Origin of the sequence: Streptomyces lydicus (assembly GCF_001729485.1) — a bacterium.
Taxonomy (GTDB): domain Bacteria; phylum Actinomycetota; class Actinomycetes; order Streptomycetales; family Streptomycetaceae; genus Streptomyces; species Streptomyces lydicus_D.
The window spans coordinates 3592281-3608619 of sequence record NZ_CP017157.1; the positions used below are offsets into that span (position 1 = coordinate 3592281).

The following is a 16339-nucleotide window of genomic DNA, read 5'->3' on the forward strand; positions in this document are numbered from 1 at the left end:
ATCACACGTTCGAATTGCGGTGCAGCACACGTACGAGTGAATCCGCCGCCGAGTACGTGCTCGTCAGAGGGGCAAGCCGGGCGGAAGCTGGAGGTAATGGAAGTTGTGGCAGTTATGGCACCAATGGGGTGACGAAAGGGCGATGAGGGACGCGCGGGCCACGACGGTGAACCCGCCCGCCCGCCTGGCAGGTGGTCCCCTCTTCCGGTCGTGGCGTGCCCAGTACCCTTGCCCGGTGACGATGCACAAGAGCGTCGATGTGAGCGTTGACGCGATGCTGGAAGACCTCAGGACTCTCGTCGAGATCGAGTCCCCCTCGCGCGATCGGGACGCCTTGCGGGCGTCGGCCACAGCGGTCGCCGCCGTCATCGAGAGCCGCCTCGGCGGGCAGGCGGTACTCGTCGAGAGTGCGGCCGGACCACATGTCCACTGGTCCGCCGGCGGCGATCCCGCGGTGCTGATCCTCGGTCACCACGACACGGTGTTTCCGCTCGGCACCCTTGAACGGCGCCCGTTCAAGGTCGCGGACGGGCAGGCGACCGGCCCCGGGGTCTTCGACATGCTCGGCGGTCTGGTGCAGGCCATCCACGGCCTGGCGGCGCTCGACGACCGGTCCGGCGTCGAGATCCTGGTGACCGCCGACGAAGAGGTCGGCTCCCACGCCTCCCGGGCCCTCATCGAGGAACGCGCCCTGGCCTGCGGCGCCGTGCTCGTGTTCGAGGGGGCCGCCGAGGGCGGAGCCCTGAAGACCGGTCGCAAGGGCTGCGGCACGTTCGAGGTCTCCGTGGCGGGCCGGGCGTCGCACGCCGGGCTGGAGCCCGCCGCCGGGGTCAACGCCCTGATCGAGGCGGCACACCAGGTGCTGGACATCGCCGCACTCGGCCGCCCCGAGATCGGCACGACCGTCACCCCGACCGTCGCGTCCGCGGGAACCCTGGACAACGTGGTGCCCGCAGCAGCGACCGTCATCGTTGACGTACGGGTCGAGTCCGCCGACGAGAAGGAGCGCATCGAGGCCGCGTTCGCGGCGCTGGCCCCCCATCTCGACGAGGCGGAGATCACGGTTCAGGGAGCGGTCGGCCGGCCCCCGATGCCCGAGTCGGCGGCGGCCGGACTGTTCGCGGTGGCGCAGCGACTCCTTCCCGGTATCGAAGGCAGGGCGGTAGGCGGCGGCAGCGACGGCAATTTCACCGCCGCACTGGGGGTGCCGACGCTCGACGGCCTCGGCGCGGTCGGGGGCGGCGCGCACGCCGACCACGAGTACCTGGTGATCGGGGCCATGGCCGAGCGGGCGCACCTGGTGACCGGTCTGGTGCGGGCGATCCAGCAGGCGTAGGGGAGCGGAAGCCGGGCGGGTGAAAAGTCGACCCGCGGGCAAATGTGCCGTGTACTGCGCTTTTGTCGGAAGCGCGAGGTCAGGAGAGCACCTAGACTCGCCGGATGGCGAAGTACTTCGACGTGCACCCCGAGAACCCGCAGCGCCGCACCATCAGCACGGTGGCCGACAGCATCCGCTCCGGCGCGCTCATCGCGTATCCGACGGACTCCTGCTTCGCACTCGGATGCCAGCTGGGCAGTCGCGACGGCATCGATCGCATCCGGTCGATCCGGAACCTCGACGACCGCCACCACTTCACGCTGGTCTGCGAGAACTTCGCCCAGCTGGGGCAGTTCGTGCAGATCGACAACGATGTGTTCCGCGCGATCAAGGCGGCGACGCCCGGCAGTTACACGTTCATCCTCCCCGCGACGCGGGAGGTGCCGCGCAAGCTGCTGCACCCGAAGAAGAAGACGGTCGGCGTGCGGATCCCCGACCACGTCGTGGCCCAGGCGCTGCTGGCCGAGCTCGGTGAGCCGCTGCTCTCCAGCACGCTGCTGCTGCCGGACGAGGACGAGCCGCTGACGCAGGGCTGGGAGATCAAGGAACGGCTCGACCACGTGGTGGACGCCGTGGTGGACTCCGGCGAGTGCGGCACCGAGCCGACCACCGTGATCGACTTCTCCGGCGGCGCGCCCGAGATCGTACGCCGGGGAGCCGGCGACGCCACGCGCTTCGAGTAGCCGCCGCGCGCCTCACCCGACGGCGAACACCGCCCGCAGGTGCTTGCCGTTCACGAGCGCGGCGACGCCCAGCAGGAGGAGCCCGCACACGCCCTGTTCGATCTTCAGCCACACCGGGAAGGCGCCGGGCACCGCGAGGATGACGGCTATGGCCGCCAGCATCACGCCCGAGAGGATCCGCAGCCTGCGATACGCCCGTCGGGATCCGCGGGCGGTGCGGACGGCGGAGAGGAACATCAGCAGGGCACTGGCGACGACGATGACCACCCGCACCCATACCGCGTCGGTCACCAGTGCCGCGTCGCCGCTGAGCAGCACGACGGCGACGAGGGTGAGGACGCTGATGCCGAGGTAGCAGCCGACGAGCAGTTTCGTGGTGCGGAACGCCGTCAGGCTGCGCGGATGGTGCAGTTTCTGCGCGTCGGTCACAGCTTCTCCTCGGTCGTGTCCCGGTGTTCCGGTGTCCAGCATCTGTCCCGTCCGCCCTCGTCTCGTCGACCGCGCGGACGAAACGCCTCGCGGCCGGCCTCAGGGGCCCGTCGGGGTGGGCCCGTAGTGGGTGGGGGCGCCCGTGGTCGGCCGGCAGGTCTCGGTACACACGGCCGACACGAAGGCGTCACACGCGACGCGGAATGCGGCACCAACTTCCCCCGGTTGCCGCTGACATGACCGTGGGAGTAGCACTCAACGCGACCGACGCCGGCAACCAGATCGACGAGACCGTACGACTCGCGGCGGAGGCGGCGGCCGCGGGACTGCGGTCCGCGTGGTTCGGGCAGACCTTCGGCGCCGACTCACCCCAGCTCGCGGCGCTCGTCGGACGGGAAGTGCCCGGTCTCCAGGTGGGCACGTCGGCGATCCCCGTCTTCGGACGCCACCCGTTGCTGGTCTCCAGCCAGGCCCAGACCGCGCAGGCGGCCACCCACGGCCGCTACCACCTCGGCCTCGCGCTCGGCACCAAGCTCCTGACCGAGGCGGGCTTCGGCATGCCCTACGCGCGTCCCATCGCCCGCCTGCGGGAATTCCTCACCGCGCTACGGCAGTTGACGGAGACCGGAGCCGCCGACTTCCACGGCGAACTGCTCACCGCGACCACCCCGCTGCCGGCGCGGGTGCCGGGCGCCGAAGCCGGCGTGCCGCTGCTCGTCGCCGCGATGGGACCCCAGGCCCTGCGCGTCAGCGGCGAACTGGCGGACGGCATCCTGCCCTACCTCGCCGGGCCGCGGGCCCTGGCCGAGCACATCGTCCCGGCGGTGACCGCCGCCGCGGAGGCCGCCGGCCGGCCCGCGCCACGGATCGTGGCGCTCGTGCACGGCGTGGTCACCGACGACGTCGACGCGGCGCGCGAGAAGGCCACCGAACAGCTCGCGTTCTACGAACAGATCCCGTCCTACGCGCGGGTCATCGAACTCTCCGGCGGCAAACGGGCCGCCGACGTGGCCGTGATCGGCGACGAGCGGACGGTCGCCGCCGAGGTGCGCCGCTACCGGGACGCCGGGGCGACGGAGGTGGTGTTCGGGGGAACGGAGCTTGCCGGCGACGCCGACCGGCGCCGCACCTGGCAACTCCTGGGCGACCTGGCGGACTGACCGACCGCCGCCCGCCCGGGGCGGTGGTCAGCGCACGACGGAACGGGCGACGCGGAAGCCCACGTCATCGACCTGGAAGGTCGGATGGCTGCGGCGTCGCGCCGAGGCCCGGCAGCTCCAGTGCTCGTCGAACCAGCCGCCGCCCCGCAGCACCCGGTAACTGCCGTAGACCTCCGGGTCGTAGACGTCCCAGCACCAGTCCCAGACGTTGCCCAGCATGTCGTGGAGGCCCCATGCGTTGGGGCGCTTGCCGGCCACGTCGTGGAGGCGCTCCTGGGAGTTGCCGCGGTACCAGGCGATCTCGTCGAGCGGCCCGTAACGCGGCCCGGTGGTACCGGCGCGGCAGGCGTGCTCCCACTCGGCCTCGGTCGGCAGCCGGTACCCGTCGGACGTGGCGTCCCAAGTGATGCCGTCACCCTCCGCGTCGGGGCCGGCGTCGAGGCGGTAGGCGGGCGTGAGCCCCTCGCGCCGGGACAGCGCGTTGCAGAACCGGACCGCGTCCCACCAGGAGACGCCCTCGACGGGCAGCCGGTCCCCTCGCGCGGTGCCCGGACGCAGGCCGGTGATCTCCGCGTACAGCGCCTGGGTCACCGGGTACGCGGCGAGCCGGTAGGGCGCGAGCTCGACCGGCCAACTGCGTTGCGTCCGGCGGTCGGACAGGGTAACCCGCCCCGACGGGACGGCGACCATCCGGTGTGCTGTGCGCGTATCCATGATCAGGAAACCTTACGGCACCGCGAGAGCCTCGGTCCCGCAGCTGCTCTCCCGTCGGTCAACAGCCGTACCGGACAACAAAGTTGATCAAGATCGATGCGCAACTATCTCTCGCGCTCGTACGTCTGACGTGAAGAGTCAACACAATCCCCCCACAACTTCATAAGGAGCCTCCGCATGCGTAAAGCCCTCGCCGGCGCCGCCGCAGCCCTCACGGCGTGCGCCGTCATCACCACCCCCACCCCCACCCAGGCCGCCACCCTCACCACCGCCGGCACCGGATGGAAAATCGCCACTCGGCTGGGCGTCACCTCGATCTCCCCCAGCCGGACGTACCTCATCACGTTCGCCACCGAGACCTTACGCAAGCGCTACACCCCGCTCCTCGCCCCAGCCGTGCCCCAGATCAACGCGGCCGGTGTCCACCTCAAGATCGGTGGGGTCGAGACGGTGAACCCCGCGAAGTGCGGTCCCGCCTACCACGTGCAGATCATTGAGCTCTACCGGCCCATGGGCCGCGCCGGCTTCAGCCAGGCCATGCCCTGCCCCAACCCGGCCCGCGGGGTCGGCACCGGCGGGATCGTCGCCTACGACTCCGAGTACTGGACCGGCTACCCCATCGAGCCGTACAAGCTGCGGAACACCCTGGTCCACGAGCCGCTGCACGCCCTCGGACTCGATCACCCCAACCGCCTGGACGCGGCCGGGAAGGAATACCCGTACGCCTGCGTGGCCACCAGCTACGGCAACACCCCGCTCATGTGCAGCCCCAACGGCGGCTACAAGACCGCCACCGCCATGGGCCACCTCACCGGCTACGACACCAACGGCCTGAAGGCCCTGCTCGCCAACGCCAAGGCCCAGGGCATCAAGTAGCCCCAGGGGCGGTCCGGCGGGGCCTCTCGGCTGTCCCTGACCCGCCGTGGGCCCCGTTCGGTGATCGCTCGGTCGGCCGTACGGATTGTTGTGGTGAGGCCGGTCGGGGTACCTCGCCCGGGACCGGGGAGAGCGCGGACCTCGTGCAGTCGCGTGCGGCGCGTACCCGGAAGCGGGAGTGGAGGGAGGACGATGGCAGTGAGCCGTGCACCCCGGGCGGGTTCGGGGGCGAGGGGCTGTGGGCCGTTCGGGAGCGGAGGGCGACGCTCGTGAGCCGGCCGGGTGTGCCGTGCCGCGGATGACGAGCGGGCAGGCGCGGGAGTGCTTCGCGCAGGCCCGGATCGCCCGGCTCGCGACCGTCGACGCCGCCGGCCGGCCGCATCTGGTCCCCGTGGTGTTCGCCCTGACCGGCGACACCGTGGTCTTCGCCGTGGACCACAAGCCGAAACGGTCGGACCGGCTGAAGCGGCTGGCCAACATCCGGGCGCACCCCGAGGTCTGCGTCCTCGTCGACGGCTACGACGAGGACTGGGGCCGCCTGTGGTGGGCGCGGGCGGACGGGACGGCCGTCGTGCTGCCACCGTCCGACCGCTCACCGGCGGCCGCGCGCCACGTCCGCCTGCTGGTGGGCAAGTACCGGCAGCAGTACGCCGCGTGCCCGCCGCAAGGGCCGGTGGTGGAGATCGCGGTGAGCCGCTGGTCCGGGTGGCACGCCACCTGAGGCGCGTGGTGCGCGGGGTCCGCCGGGGACGCGGGAGCACGCCGCCCGGGCCCCGGGACGGGGCGCCGGGCGGCTTAGGTCAGATGTCAGGACTCCGGGAGCCGGGGGTCAGCCGGCCGCGGCGACGCCCTTGAGGAAGCCCATGCTGGGGATGAAGAAGTACTCGCCTCCCCTCATGTGCACGGCCTGCTTCAGGCTCAGGGTGATCTTCTTCGTGGAGCCGTACTTCTCCGGCCACTGCTGCGCGATCTCCGTGCCCTGGCCCACCACGGGGTCCAGACCGGTCTTCGGCTGCTGCTGGACGAAATCGGGGTTGTTGATCCACGACGCCTGCATGAACTCGAACTGGCGCTTGATGTCCTTCTGGACGCACAGGAACAGCAGGCCGACCTTGCCGTTGCTCTCGAAGCTGATCGCCCGGCGGGAGATGCGGCGGGTGCGTTCGTCCTTCAGCGTGCCGCCGAGCCGCTTGGTGTCCCCGCGCGGGTTCGCCTTCCGGATGTGAGCCTGGAACGGACACTTCAGCCCGTCGGTGTCGGCGTCGAAGTTGAAGTTGTTCGGGATGCCGTTGTCGGTGCCTTCCGGCGTCCCCTTCTCCGAGACCGGGAAGCCGTCCGGGAAGCGTCCCACCAGGTACGCGCCCGCCAGCTCACGGTCGGCGTGGTTGGGGTCGGTCCGGCCGTCCGCCTTGGCGAGGGCCTTGGCCAGCTCGTACCGGTCCTGGTTGAACCGGGCGACGTCCTGTTCGAGCTTGCGGTACACCAGGAAGGTCCCGTAGCCGGTCGTCGCGTCGCCACCCGGGTCCTTGACCAGGGCGAGGTTGAGCGGCGCGGCGGGGTTCCAGTTGGTGGTCTGCTGCTGGGCGATGTCCTTGGCGAAGTACAGCGGGTCGCTGACCCCGTCGGCGAAGCCGAAGTGCTCGTGGACGGGGCCGTTCTCCCCGCGCCGCAGGGCCTTGCCCACCTCCACGTGCACGACCTTGCCGGACGTGAGGGAGGAGGTGATGGCCTTGGCCTCGGTGGCGACCCGGCCGGGGTCGTCGTCCGCGATGATGACGAGGGCGTGCATCTCCGCGGTGTTGAACGGCGCCTCCCATTTCTCTCTGGGCGGGTCGGCGAGCGCCGGTACCGCGGCGGCGGCACCGCCCCGGAACGTTTCGTCGTCGGGTCTCTTGCTGCTGAGGTCCAGTGCGTCGTACCCCTTCGACGACAGCATGACGTTGATGAAGATGCTGCTGGGGTGCTTGACCAGCTCGGCGCTGCGGTACGCCTCGGGATCGTCCTTGCTCTCCGCGGCGGCGAAGATGCCGGCGCGGGTACGGGAGTCGTCCCACTGCTTGAGCGCGGAGGTCACCTTGTTCTTCGCCAGCTCGGCCAGCCAGGTCCTGGCCTCCTTCTTCTTCGCGGCGTCGAAGGTGATGAAGAGGTGCTGGCTGTGGTCCCGGCCGTGACTCTTGAGGATGTTGCCCTGGATGTCACCGAGAAGCGCCTTCTCCTCCTCGGAGAGCTGCCCGTTCGGATCCTTGGGGCCGATTCCGGTTTCCGAATCGAAGTCGATGGTCATTGATTGCTCCGTTCCTACGGGGGCGGATTGGCGGCAGGGCCGCGCCTTCTTCGTCCCCGGGTGCGGAGAGCCCGCCCCGCGGGCGGCCCGCAGATCCCCTGGACGTCCGTGCGATTCATCCATATGGCGACGTCATATGACCCGGAAAGGTGCCTTGGGCAATGGCATCGCGGGGCTCCTGACGGGCCGGGCGTACCGAAGCCTGACGGATCGTGAAGTGTGCGGCGGGGGCCGCGATGGGACCCTTTTCCGCGTTCGCCGCCCTCGCGGAGGTATCGGCCGGACTGGGGCTGCCGCCGACCCGTCAGGAGCCCGTGCCAGGACCCCGATCACCCCCGCGACCTCACGTTTTCCGGTCCTGGCTGGTTATGATCGGCTCCCCCCACGGCCCCACCGATGCCGGACCGGCGCCTTCCGTTCCCCTGACGGAATGGCCGAACCGTTATTGGTCTTCTGTTCCCCTCTCCGCCCACGAGGACTGATGACTGCCACTGCCCCTGAAGGCCCCCCGCCCGAAGGCCGAAGAGAACCCGCGAAGAAACGCCGACGGAGCGTCATACGGCTGCGCACCCTGCTGGTCTGGCTCGCCGTGGTGCCCACCGTGGCGATGGGCGCCCAGGTCTTCGTCACCGCCGACCGGCTGCTCCAGCAGTCCGCGCACCTGCGTGCCGACGTGGCCGACGCCGAGCGGGTCGGCCGGCCCCTGTACGACCTCATGGCCGATCTGCAGGCCGAGCGCAGCACGGCCGCCGCGCGCTGGGCCGGCTCGCCGCTGCCGAAGGGCGAGCTGAGCCGCCTGCGCGCGGCCACGGACCGCGACCTGGCCGCGTTCCGGACCGCGGCCGACTCCGAGGACGGGCGCGCGGACGACCGCGTCGACGGCTACGTCAGCGACGTGCGCCGGCGGCTCGAAGAGCTGGACGCCTACCGCGAGCGCACCGACGCCCGCAGCGGCAGCGCCGACCGGGCCACCGGCTACTACAGCGGTGTGATCGAGCGGATGCTCCGCGTCTTCCAAGAGTTCAGCAACATGGACGACGCGACGGTCACCCAGCAGAGCCGGCCGGTGGTCGCCCTGGTCGAGGCGACGGAGGTGCTCGCCCGCGAGGACACCCTCCTCGCCTCCGCCGGGCCGGCCGGAAAGCTGAGCACCGCCAGGTTCGCCGAGCTCACCGATGCCGTCGGCGCCCACCGGTTCCTGTTCGGCACGACGGTCGTCCCCTATCTGCCCGAGAACGGCCGGGAGGGCTACGCCCGGATCGCCGCCTCGGACGCCTGGAAGACCAAGACCCGCATCGAGAACGCGGTGCTGGCCGACCATCACGACCTCCACGGCGGCATCGCGCTGCCCGGCACCGTGCGCGGCTGGTCGGCGATGTACGGCAAGCTCGTCCCGCAGCTGTCCGCGCTCGACGCCGAGCAGCTGCGCGGGGTCATCGACGCCGCCGACACCACCGCCGACGAACTGGAGATCCAGGTCTTCTGGCTGATCGCGGGCAGCGGCGCCGGCCTGCTCCTCGTCGTGGCCGTCGTGGTGTTCACCACACGCACGGTGCTGCGCCGCATGGCCGGCCTGCACCGGCGCACGGTGACCGTCGCGCAGAAGACGCTGCCGGACATCGTCGAACGGCTGCAGCGCGGGGAGCGCATCGACCCCGACGCGCTGCCGGCGCAGAGCCGGGACCGGGACGAGGTCGGCCGGATCAGTGACGCGTTCGCCCGGGCCGTCTCGGTGTCCGTCGAGGGGTACCGGCAGCTCGCCGACGAGCGCCACGGCTTCGGCATGTTCGCCGCGGGCATCGCGTCCCGCACCGGAAACCTGGTCAGCCGTCAGCTGAGCCTGACCGAGGACCTCCAGGACACCTTCGGCCACGACGAGGCGCTGCTCGCCGAGCTGATGAAGTCCGACCAGCTGACGGTGGGTATGCGCCGGCAGATCGAGAACCTGCTCATCCTCGCCGGCGGTGAGGTCCCCGACCCGCACACCGAGCCCATGCGCGTCGCTGACGTGCTGCGCGAGGCCGCCGCCGAGGTCGAGGACTTCCGGCGGATCGAGCGGGTCGCGCTCGACGAGGTCAGTGTGGACCCGCGGGTGATCAGCGCGATCAGCCACCTGCTCGCCGAGCTGCTGGACAACGCGACGCGGTTCTCCCCGCCGGCCTCCAGGGTGTCCATCCGGGCCGAACTCGTCACGGACGGGCTGTCGGTGGAGATCGAGGACCGCGGCCCTCGGGTGGCACCCGAGCGCTACGAGGAGATGAACGGACGGCTGCACGCCGCCCCGCCGTACGCCGTGCTGGCGGAGAACGCCCACCGGCTCGGCCTCTTCGTGGTCGGCCACCTCGCCGACCAGCTCGGGGCCACGGTCACCCTGCGCCGCTCGACGTACGGCGGGACGGCGGCCATCGTGATCCTCCCCGAGGAGCACCTGATCCGTACCGAAGGGCCGCCCGGGACCGGTGCGGAACCGCGCGTCCCCGCGCCGCAGCGCCCGGCCGACCGCAAGCCCGAGCCGGTCCTCCGCGCGCGCCCCACCGCGCCGGCCGACCCCGTGCCGGCCGCCCCCGCACCGGCCGGCGCCGGACTGCCCCGCCGCCGGCCGGCCGAGGCACCGGCGGCCCCGACCGCGCCCGGCGGGAACTCCGCCCTGCCGCCGCTGCCGGAGCGCGTACCGCAGACCCACCTCGCCAAGCAGCTCCGCGAGCAGCGCGCGCCGGAACCGACCGACGTGGACACCGCGACGCCCGAAGAGGTGGCCGACGCCTGGGCGGACTACGAGCAGGGCACCGAGACAGTGGAAACAGAGCTCCGACAGGACCAGCCATGACGACGAACGACATGATCTACAGCATTCTGGACAGTCACCTGAGCAGGATCGCCGGCATCGAAGGTGCCGTGCTGCTCTCCAACGACGGCATCAAACTCAGCGCCTACCTGCTGGAACGGGACCAGGCGGAGCGGATAGCCGCGGCGTCCTCCGGCATCGCGGCCACCATGAAGGCGATCTCCCGGGAGGTCGACGGTGGTCGGGTGATCCGTCAGCTGGTGGAGATGAACGACCGCTACCTCTGTATCGTCGGGTGCGGCGAGGGCAGCACGCTGATCGTCGTCACCTCGCGCAAGGCCCGGCTCGGGGAGCTGGGGGGTGAGGTGGTCCGGGCCTCGCAGGCGCTCGGTGAATGGCTCGGCACACCGGAGCGGGCGCCGGGGCCCACGCCGTCATGACGGCCGGTCAACAGCCGGCCCGGCCGCGCCGCCCGCGGTTGTACGCCCTCACCGACGGGCGGACGACCGCGCCGCGGACCGTCCTGACCATGGACACCCTGATCACGGCGACGGCCGAGGCGGACGCCGACGGCAGTCTGGCCACCGAATGGCAGGCCATTCTCGCCATGTGCCAGCCACCGAACGGGCGGGCGGTCGCCGAGATCGCCGCCCGGATGCACATCCGCCTCACGCCGATGACGGTCCTTCTCAGTGAGCTGGCGGACCGCGGTTTGATCCATCACCGGCCGCCCCTCGAAGCGGCCGAAACGTCCAATGTCCACCTGCTCATGAGAATCAGGGACAACCTTGCCCGGATATGACACAGACGCCCAGGAAGAGTCCCCCGTCAAGATCCTGATCGCCGGTGGATTCGGCGTCGGCAAGACGACCTTGGTCGAGGCGATCTCGGAGATCGAGCCGCTGCGGACCGAGGAGCGGCTGACCGCCGCGGGCATCGGCGTCGACGACCTCGACGGCATCGAGTCCAAGACGGCGACGACCGTCGCGATGGACTTCGGCCGGATCACCCTCACCGACGCCGGAGTCGTCCTCTACCTGTTCGGCACCCCGGGCCAGGAACGCTTCTGGTTCATGTGGGACGACCTGCTGGCGGGGGCGCTCGGAGCGATCGTGCTGGTCGACACCAGACGGCTGGACCGCAGCTTCCCGGCCGTCGACTTCTTCGAGAACCGCGGACTGCCGTTCGTCATCGGTGCGAACTGCTTCGACGGCGAACAGCCCTACACCGCCGAGCAGATCAAGGCGGCGCTGCACCTGAGCGACCCGGAGACGCCCATCCTCATGCTCGACGCCCGCTCCCGCGCGGACGTACGCGCCGCGCTGCTGTCGCTGCTGGACCTGCTCATCGCCGGGGCGGAAGCCACCGCCCCGGTCTGATGCCCACGGGACGGACGGGGACCGGGGCGCCCGGCGCGCCGGTCCTCAGCCCGTCGGCCCGGCGTGCGCCACCCCCTGCCCCGCCTCGGCCCCCTCGGGGTGGCCGAAGAGCAGGTCGTAGCCCGGGGGCAGCTGGAGCAGCAGCCGCTGGAGGAGGTCGTCCCCCGCGGCGTCGGCGGTGACGCTGAGGACGGCGCCGACGTCCCACTTGGCGGTCTCCTCGGTGGCGCCCTCTATCCACGCCGCGGTGGCCCGGACGAACCGGTCGGGGTCCAGTGGTTCGGCGGCCTGCAGTGGGTTCAGCAGTATCAGGGCGTACGTCTCCGGCAGCCGCGCGGCCAGTTCGGCGCGTTCCTCACCGACCAGGTGTGCGCCCAGCAGGGCCAGGACGACTCTGGCCGCCCGTTCCGCTTCCTGCGGGGTGGCGTACTCACCGCGTTCCTGGACGTACGCCAGGAACGCCTCCCATCGCATCGACACGACCACTTGCCCCCTTCTCTGCCGGAGCGGGGAGGGCGGCCGGGGGAGCGGGTCCCCTCCGGGCTCCGTCGATTGCCAGGTGCCTTGTCCACCTCCCGTTGTAACTTGTCATCTATCGGATGACAAGCATGAAGTCCCCCGTTTGCCAGGAAAAGGGGTGAAGGCATGTCCGACCTGGATCATTCCCCGGAATCCGCCCCCGTTTCCCTCCGTGCCGCCGAGTCCGCGCTCCGGACCGTCGACGAGGCGCTGCGCACCGCGCACACCACGCGCTCCGCCGACCGCACCGGCGCCGGGGCGGCCGGTCCCGAGGCGGCGCTGGCCGCGCTGTCCCTGCTGGGGGACGTACGCCGGCAGCTCGCCGGATGGGAGACCGGGCTGATCGAAACCGCTCGGGCGGCGGGCGCCAGCTGGGCCGATCTCGCCGCGGCGCTCGGCGTCGCCAGCCGCCAGGCCGCCGAACGCCGCTATCTGCGGCTGCGCCCCGGCCCCGCCGGCACCACCGGCGAGCAGCGCGTCAAGGCCGCCCGCGACCGCCGCGCCGCCGACCGCAGCGTCACCGCCTGGGCCCGCCACCACGCCGCCGACCTGCGCGGACTCGCCGCCCGGATCACCGCGCTGACCGACCTGCCCGCCGCCGCCCACCACCCCGTCGAGCAACTCCGGACGGCACTCGCCGGCGACGACGCGGCCGGCCTGATCGGCCCCCTCGCGGCCGTGCTGCCCCATCTGCGGATGCGGCACGCGGCTCTCGCGGCCCGCGTCGAGGAGCTCACCCGGCACACCGACCGGGTGCGGCAGGACAGCGACGACCAGCGACGTACCCGCTGACGCCCGGCTTCCGTTTGACAACGGCCCCGCGCGCCCCTATCGAGGGGTGCAGAAGCTTCTTCCGCGGTCCGTGGCGTCCGACGACCGGGCAGGAGGTGGCGGCGATGCCGGCACCGGAACACGATCCCTACGCCGTCCTGGGGGTCCCGCCGTCCGCGTCCGCGCGGGAGATCACCGCGGCCTACCGCAGGCTGGTGCGCGCCCTGCACCCGGACACCGGTGCCGCCGGCCGCCCCGACGCGCGGCACGGGCTCGACGAGGTCCTGGCCGCGTACCGGACCCTGCACGACCCGCGGCTCCGCGCCGCCCACGACGCGGCCCGCGGCCGCCGCGAACCGCGCCGCCGGCCCGCCACGGGCGCACAGCCGCCGGTACGCGTCCACAGGTCCGAGGGGGCGCTCGGGCGGCGTACGGGCCCGGTGCGCGTGGAGTTCCGGTACGAGGTCCGGCTGCGGCGCGACGAACGGGCCGCCGTGGAGAGCCTCCTGGCGTGGATCCTGCGGCTGCGGGGCCGGGACCGCTGAGGGCGCACGCCCGGCGACCGGCTACCGGCCGGGTGTGAAGGGCTGGGTGCGGGCGATCAGCAGGGCGACGTCGTCGGGGTCCTCCGGGCGCCGGAGTTCGCGCAGCAGCCGGTCGCAGGTCTCCTCCAGGGAGAGGCCGGGCGCGTCGAGCAGCCGGCGGAGGGTTTCCAGGCGTTCGTCGATGGTGTGCTGGCGGGTCTCCACCAACCCGTCGGTGTACAGGACGAGTTGATCGCCGGGTTCCAGGCCGAAGGTCGTGGTGGTGAAGGGGACGCCGCCGACACCGAGCGGGGTGCCGGTGGGCAGGTCGAGCAGTTCGGGACGCCGGCCGCTGCGGACGAGGACGGGGGGCAGATGGCCGGCGGTGGCGATGTGGCACGCGGCGCGGTGCGGGTCGTAGGCGGCGTAGACGCAGGTGGCGATGTAGTGCTCCAGCCCCGCGGTGATCTTGTCGAGGTGCTGGAGGACCTGCGCGGGGTCGAGGTCGAGGTCGGCGAAGGCGCTGGTCGCGGTGCGCAGCCGGCCCATGGTCGCGGCCGCGTCGATGCCGCTGCCCATCACGTCCCCCACGACGAGCGCGGTCTTGTCGTCGTCGAGCGGGAGGACGTCGTACCAGTCACCGCCGATCTCGTACGTGGCCTGCGCGGGCCGGTAGCGGGAGGCGATCTGCAGGCCGGGGAGGCGGGGCGGGTGATCGGGGAGCAGACTGCGCTGCAGCGCCTCGGCGGCGTTGCGCACGCTCTGGTGCGAACGGGCGTTGTCGATGCACACCGCCGCGCGGGAGGCCAGCTCGGCGGCGAGGGCCAGGTCGTCCTCGTCGAACGGCTGCGGGTTGCGGGCGCGGCTGAGGCCCAGGAAGCCGAGGATCTGGCCGCGGGCGGTGAGCGGAACCAGCATGTACGAGTGCAGCCCGGCGCGGGCCAGCAGGGCGGCGGCGCGCCCGTCGCGGGCGATCCGCGCGAGGTCGTCGTCGTTCACGCGGGGGATCAGGATCGGGCGGCCGGTGCGCACGCAGCGGGTGGCGAGGCGGTCGGCGTCGTAGGCGACGGTCTCGCCGGGAGGGTCGGCGGCCTCGACGGCCTCGGTGGGGTAGGCGGCCTGCACCGCGAGGGCGCGGAAGACCGCGGGGCCGGAGCCGGAGGCCCGGCGGTGCTCGTCGAGGACGGAGTCGAGCACGTCGACCGTGGCCAGGTCGGCGAGCTCGGGAACGGTGACCTCGGCCAGCTCCTGGGCGGTCTGCCCCACCTCCAGGGTGGTGCCGATGCGCGCCGAGCCGTCGGCGATCAGGGCCAGGCGCTGCCGGGCCTCGGCGGCCTCCACGGACGCCTGATAGCGGTCGGTGACGTCCACCACCAGGTCGGCCACCCCGAGCACCCGCCCCTGGGGGTCCTCCAGCCGGTACAGCGAGATCGACCAGGCGTGCAGGTGGTCGAGGTCGGCGGGGGAGCGGCCGACGATGGTGGCCTGGTCGACCATGGGGACACCGGTCTCCAGGACCTGCCGCATCGCCGCCTCGGGCACCTCGAACTTCGCCGCGGTCATGATCTCGCGGTAGTGGCGGCCCAGGTGCTCCTTCGCGGGGATGCCGTGCATCCGCTCCAGGGCCGGGTTGACGGCCACGTACCGCAGGTCGGTGTCGAGCATCGCCAGCCCGATGGGGGACTGGGAGATCAGCCGGGTGGAGAGCGCGACCTCCCGCTCCAGCTCCCGCAGCGTCGTCGAGTCGGTGGCGAGCCCGAGGGCGTAGAAGTCGCCGCGGTCGTCCAGCAGCCGCATGTTGCGCAGCTCCACCAGACGTTCGGTGCCGTCCTTGTGCCGTACCGGGAACACCCCGCCCCAGCTCCGGCCGGTGTCCATGACCTCGGCGAACTTCTTGATCACCAGGTCCCAGTGCTGCTCGTGGACCAGCAGCGGCGCGGCGTGGTGCCCGAGCGCCTCCTCCGAGGTGTAGCCGTACAGGTCCTCCGCCTGCGGGCTCCACAGGACGATTCGTCCCTCGTCGTCCAGGAGCACCGCGGCGACACCCAGGAGGTCCAGCAGGCCACTGGGCTGGGCCGGCCGGTCCTCCGGCTGACCGGCGTCGGGCGGACGACCGTCGGCTGCGCTCACCCGGCACTCCTTCCACCTGACGGACCACGTGGGCTGACCCGCGCGCCGGTCCGTGGCCTGTCCACTCGCCTGTGGCCTGTTTCCTCATCCGGTGAGTGCTTTGTCGTCTCCATCGTCCCCCTGGACCGGCGGAACGCACACTCCGTCCCGGGCCCGACGGCGCGCGTCCCGGTCCGGGCAGGTGGCGCAGGGTGCCGGTGCGAACGCGCCGGGTAGTGGCCGGTGGGCAAAAAACCGGCCCGCCGTGTGGGGCGGGCCGGCCGGGCGGGGCCGCTACTGCGCGTCCTTCGCCTTCTTCTCCTTCAGGCGCTGCGCTTCCTTGCGGACCTCGGCCTGGGTGGCGCGCTCCCGCTCCAGCCACTCGGGGCCTTCGTCCTTCAGCGCGTCGATCTGCTCGGTGGTGAGCGGCTCGGTGACCCCGCCCCGGGCGAGACCCGAGATCGAGATGCCCAGCTTCGCGGCGACCACCGGCCGGGGGTGCGGCCCGTTGCGTCGCAGTTCGCGCAGCCACTCGGGCGGATCGGCCTGCAGCGCGTTCAGTTCGGAGCGCGAGACGACACCCTCCTGGAACTCGGCGGGGGTGGCCTCGAGGTAGACACCCAGCTTCTTCGCCGCGGTCGCGGGTTTCATGGTCTGGGTGTTGTGGTGCGACGTCATGCTGCCCAGGATATCGAGCGTATGCACTACCGCTGACCACGGCCGTTACC

At 72.0% G+C, this 16339-nt stretch carries 17 protein-coding genes; 11 read left to right on the forward strand and 6 right to left on the reverse strand.

All coding sequences use genetic code 11. The annotated features are described in order from the left end of the window. Positions 1-241 precede the first annotated feature (241 nt). Positions 242-1336, forward strand: coding sequence for a M20 family metallopeptidase (locus SL103_RS15565; RefSeq protein ID WP_432215396.1), 1095 nt, complete (start codon positions 242-244; stop codon positions 1334-1336). 104 nt (positions 1337-1440) lie between these two features. Continuing rightward, positions 1441-2061, forward strand: coding sequence for an L-threonylcarbamoyladenylate synthase (locus SL103_RS15570; RefSeq protein WP_069569608.1), 621 nt, complete (start codon positions 1441-1443; stop codon positions 2059-2061). A 12-nt stretch (positions 2062-2073) separates the two neighbouring features. Here the strand turns inward: SL103_RS15570 and SL103_RS15575 are convergent, their stop codons facing one another. Continuing rightward, a complete protein-coding gene (locus SL103_RS15575; RefSeq protein WP_244303917.1) occupies positions 2074-2490 on the reverse strand; it encodes a hypothetical protein in 417 nt (138 codons plus the stop codon). Positions 2491-2726: 236 nt separating this feature from the next. Here SL103_RS15575 and SL103_RS15580 point away from each other — a divergent pair, with 236 nt between their 5' ends. Further along, positions 2727-3650 (forward strand): LLM class F420-dependent oxidoreductase, encoded by a 924-nt coding sequence (locus SL103_RS15580; protein WP_069569612.1) that lies wholly within the window; start codon positions 2727-2729, stop codon positions 3648-3650. Positions 3651-3677: 27 nt separating this feature from the next. Here the strand turns inward: SL103_RS15580 and SL103_RS15585 are convergent, their stop codons facing one another. Further along, the gene (locus SL103_RS15585; protein WP_069569613.1) at positions 3678-4364 is read right to left on the reverse strand and encodes a formylglycine-generating enzyme family protein; all 687 of its coding nucleotides are present in this window, start codon (positions 4362-4364) and stop codon (positions 3678-3680) included. Positions 4365-4541: 177 nt separating this feature from the next. On the opposite strand from SL103_RS15585, the gene SL103_RS15590 reads away from it, so the two are divergent. Continuing rightward, a complete protein-coding gene (locus SL103_RS15590) occupies positions 4542-5240 on the forward strand; it encodes a hypothetical protein (protein WP_069569615.1) in 699 nt (232 codons plus the stop codon). A gap of 289 nt (positions 5241-5529) precedes the next feature. Further along, entirely contained in the window at positions 5530-5961 is a 432-nt protein-coding gene (locus SL103_RS15595; RefSeq protein ID WP_069569617.1) for a TIGR03668 family PPOX class F420-dependent oxidoreductase, read from the forward strand. 108 nt (positions 5962-6069) lie between these two features. Here the strand turns inward: SL103_RS15595 and SL103_RS15600 are convergent, their stop codons facing one another. After that, positions 6070-7524: a Dyp-type peroxidase gene (locus tag SL103_RS15600; protein WP_069569619.1), complete on the reverse strand. Its 1455-nt coding sequence runs from the start codon at positions 7522-7524 to the stop codon at positions 6070-6072. 481 nt (positions 7525-8005) lie between these two features. On the opposite strand from SL103_RS15600, the gene SL103_RS15605 reads away from it, so the two are divergent. The 4 genes from SL103_RS15605 to SL103_RS15620 are packed head-to-tail and all read left to right on the forward strand — an operon-like array spanning position 8006 to position 11688. Then, complete coding sequence (locus SL103_RS15605; RefSeq protein ID WP_069569622.1) at positions 8006-10351, forward strand: sensor histidine kinase; 2346 nt, start codon at positions 8006-8008, stop codon at positions 10349-10351. Continuing rightward, positions 10348-10749 (forward strand): roadblock/LC7 domain-containing protein, encoded by a 402-nt coding sequence (locus tag SL103_RS15610; RefSeq protein ID WP_069569625.1) that lies wholly within the window; start codon positions 10348-10350, stop codon positions 10747-10749. The genes SL103_RS15605 and SL103_RS15610 overlap by 4 nt, the downstream gene beginning before the upstream one ends. Continuing rightward, entirely contained in the window at positions 10746-11111 is a 366-nt protein-coding gene (locus SL103_RS15615; RefSeq protein ID WP_069573756.1) for a DUF742 domain-containing protein, read from the forward strand. The genes SL103_RS15610 and SL103_RS15615 overlap by 4 nt, the downstream gene beginning before the upstream one ends. Beyond that, positions 11098-11688 carry a GTP-binding protein gene (locus tag SL103_RS15620; protein ID WP_069569627.1) on the forward strand — a complete coding sequence of 197 codons (591 nt, stop codon included), beginning with the start codon at positions 11098-11100 and terminating at the stop codon, positions 11686-11688. Before SL103_RS15615 ends, SL103_RS15620 begins: the two co-directional genes overlap by 14 nt. Positions 11689-11733: 45 nt before the next feature. Here the strand turns inward: SL103_RS15620 and SL103_RS15625 are convergent, their stop codons facing one another. Next, positions 11734-12168 (reverse strand): DUF2267 domain-containing protein, encoded by a 435-nt coding sequence (locus tag SL103_RS15625; protein WP_069573757.1) that lies wholly within the window; start codon positions 12166-12168, stop codon positions 11734-11736. Positions 12169-12333: 165 nt separating this feature from the next. Here SL103_RS15625 and SL103_RS15630 point away from each other — a divergent pair, with 165 nt between their 5' ends. Both SL103_RS15630 and SL103_RS15635 read left to right on the forward strand, forming a co-directional pair. Continuing rightward, a complete protein-coding gene (locus SL103_RS15630) occupies positions 12334-12999 on the forward strand; it encodes a hypothetical protein (RefSeq protein WP_069569629.1) in 666 nt (221 codons plus the stop codon). Between the two features lie 104 nt (positions 13000-13103). Beyond that, positions 13104-13523, forward strand: a complete 420-nt coding sequence (locus SL103_RS15635; RefSeq protein ID WP_069569630.1) for a J domain-containing protein — start codon at positions 13104-13106, stop codon at positions 13521-13523. Between the two features lie 21 nt (positions 13524-13544). On the opposite strand, the gene SL103_RS15640 is transcribed toward SL103_RS15635, so the two are convergent. Next, positions 13545-15632 carry a SpoIIE family protein phosphatase gene (locus SL103_RS15640; RefSeq protein ID WP_069569632.1) on the reverse strand — a complete coding sequence of 696 codons (2088 nt, stop codon included), beginning with the start codon at positions 15630-15632 and terminating at the stop codon, positions 13545-13547. Positions 15633-15905: 273 nt separating this feature from the next. Continuing rightward, positions 15906-16289: a DUF5997 family protein gene (locus tag SL103_RS15645; RefSeq protein ID WP_069569635.1), complete on the reverse strand. Its 384-nt coding sequence runs from the start codon at positions 16287-16289 to the stop codon at positions 15906-15908. Positions 16290-16339 lie beyond the last annotated feature (50 nt).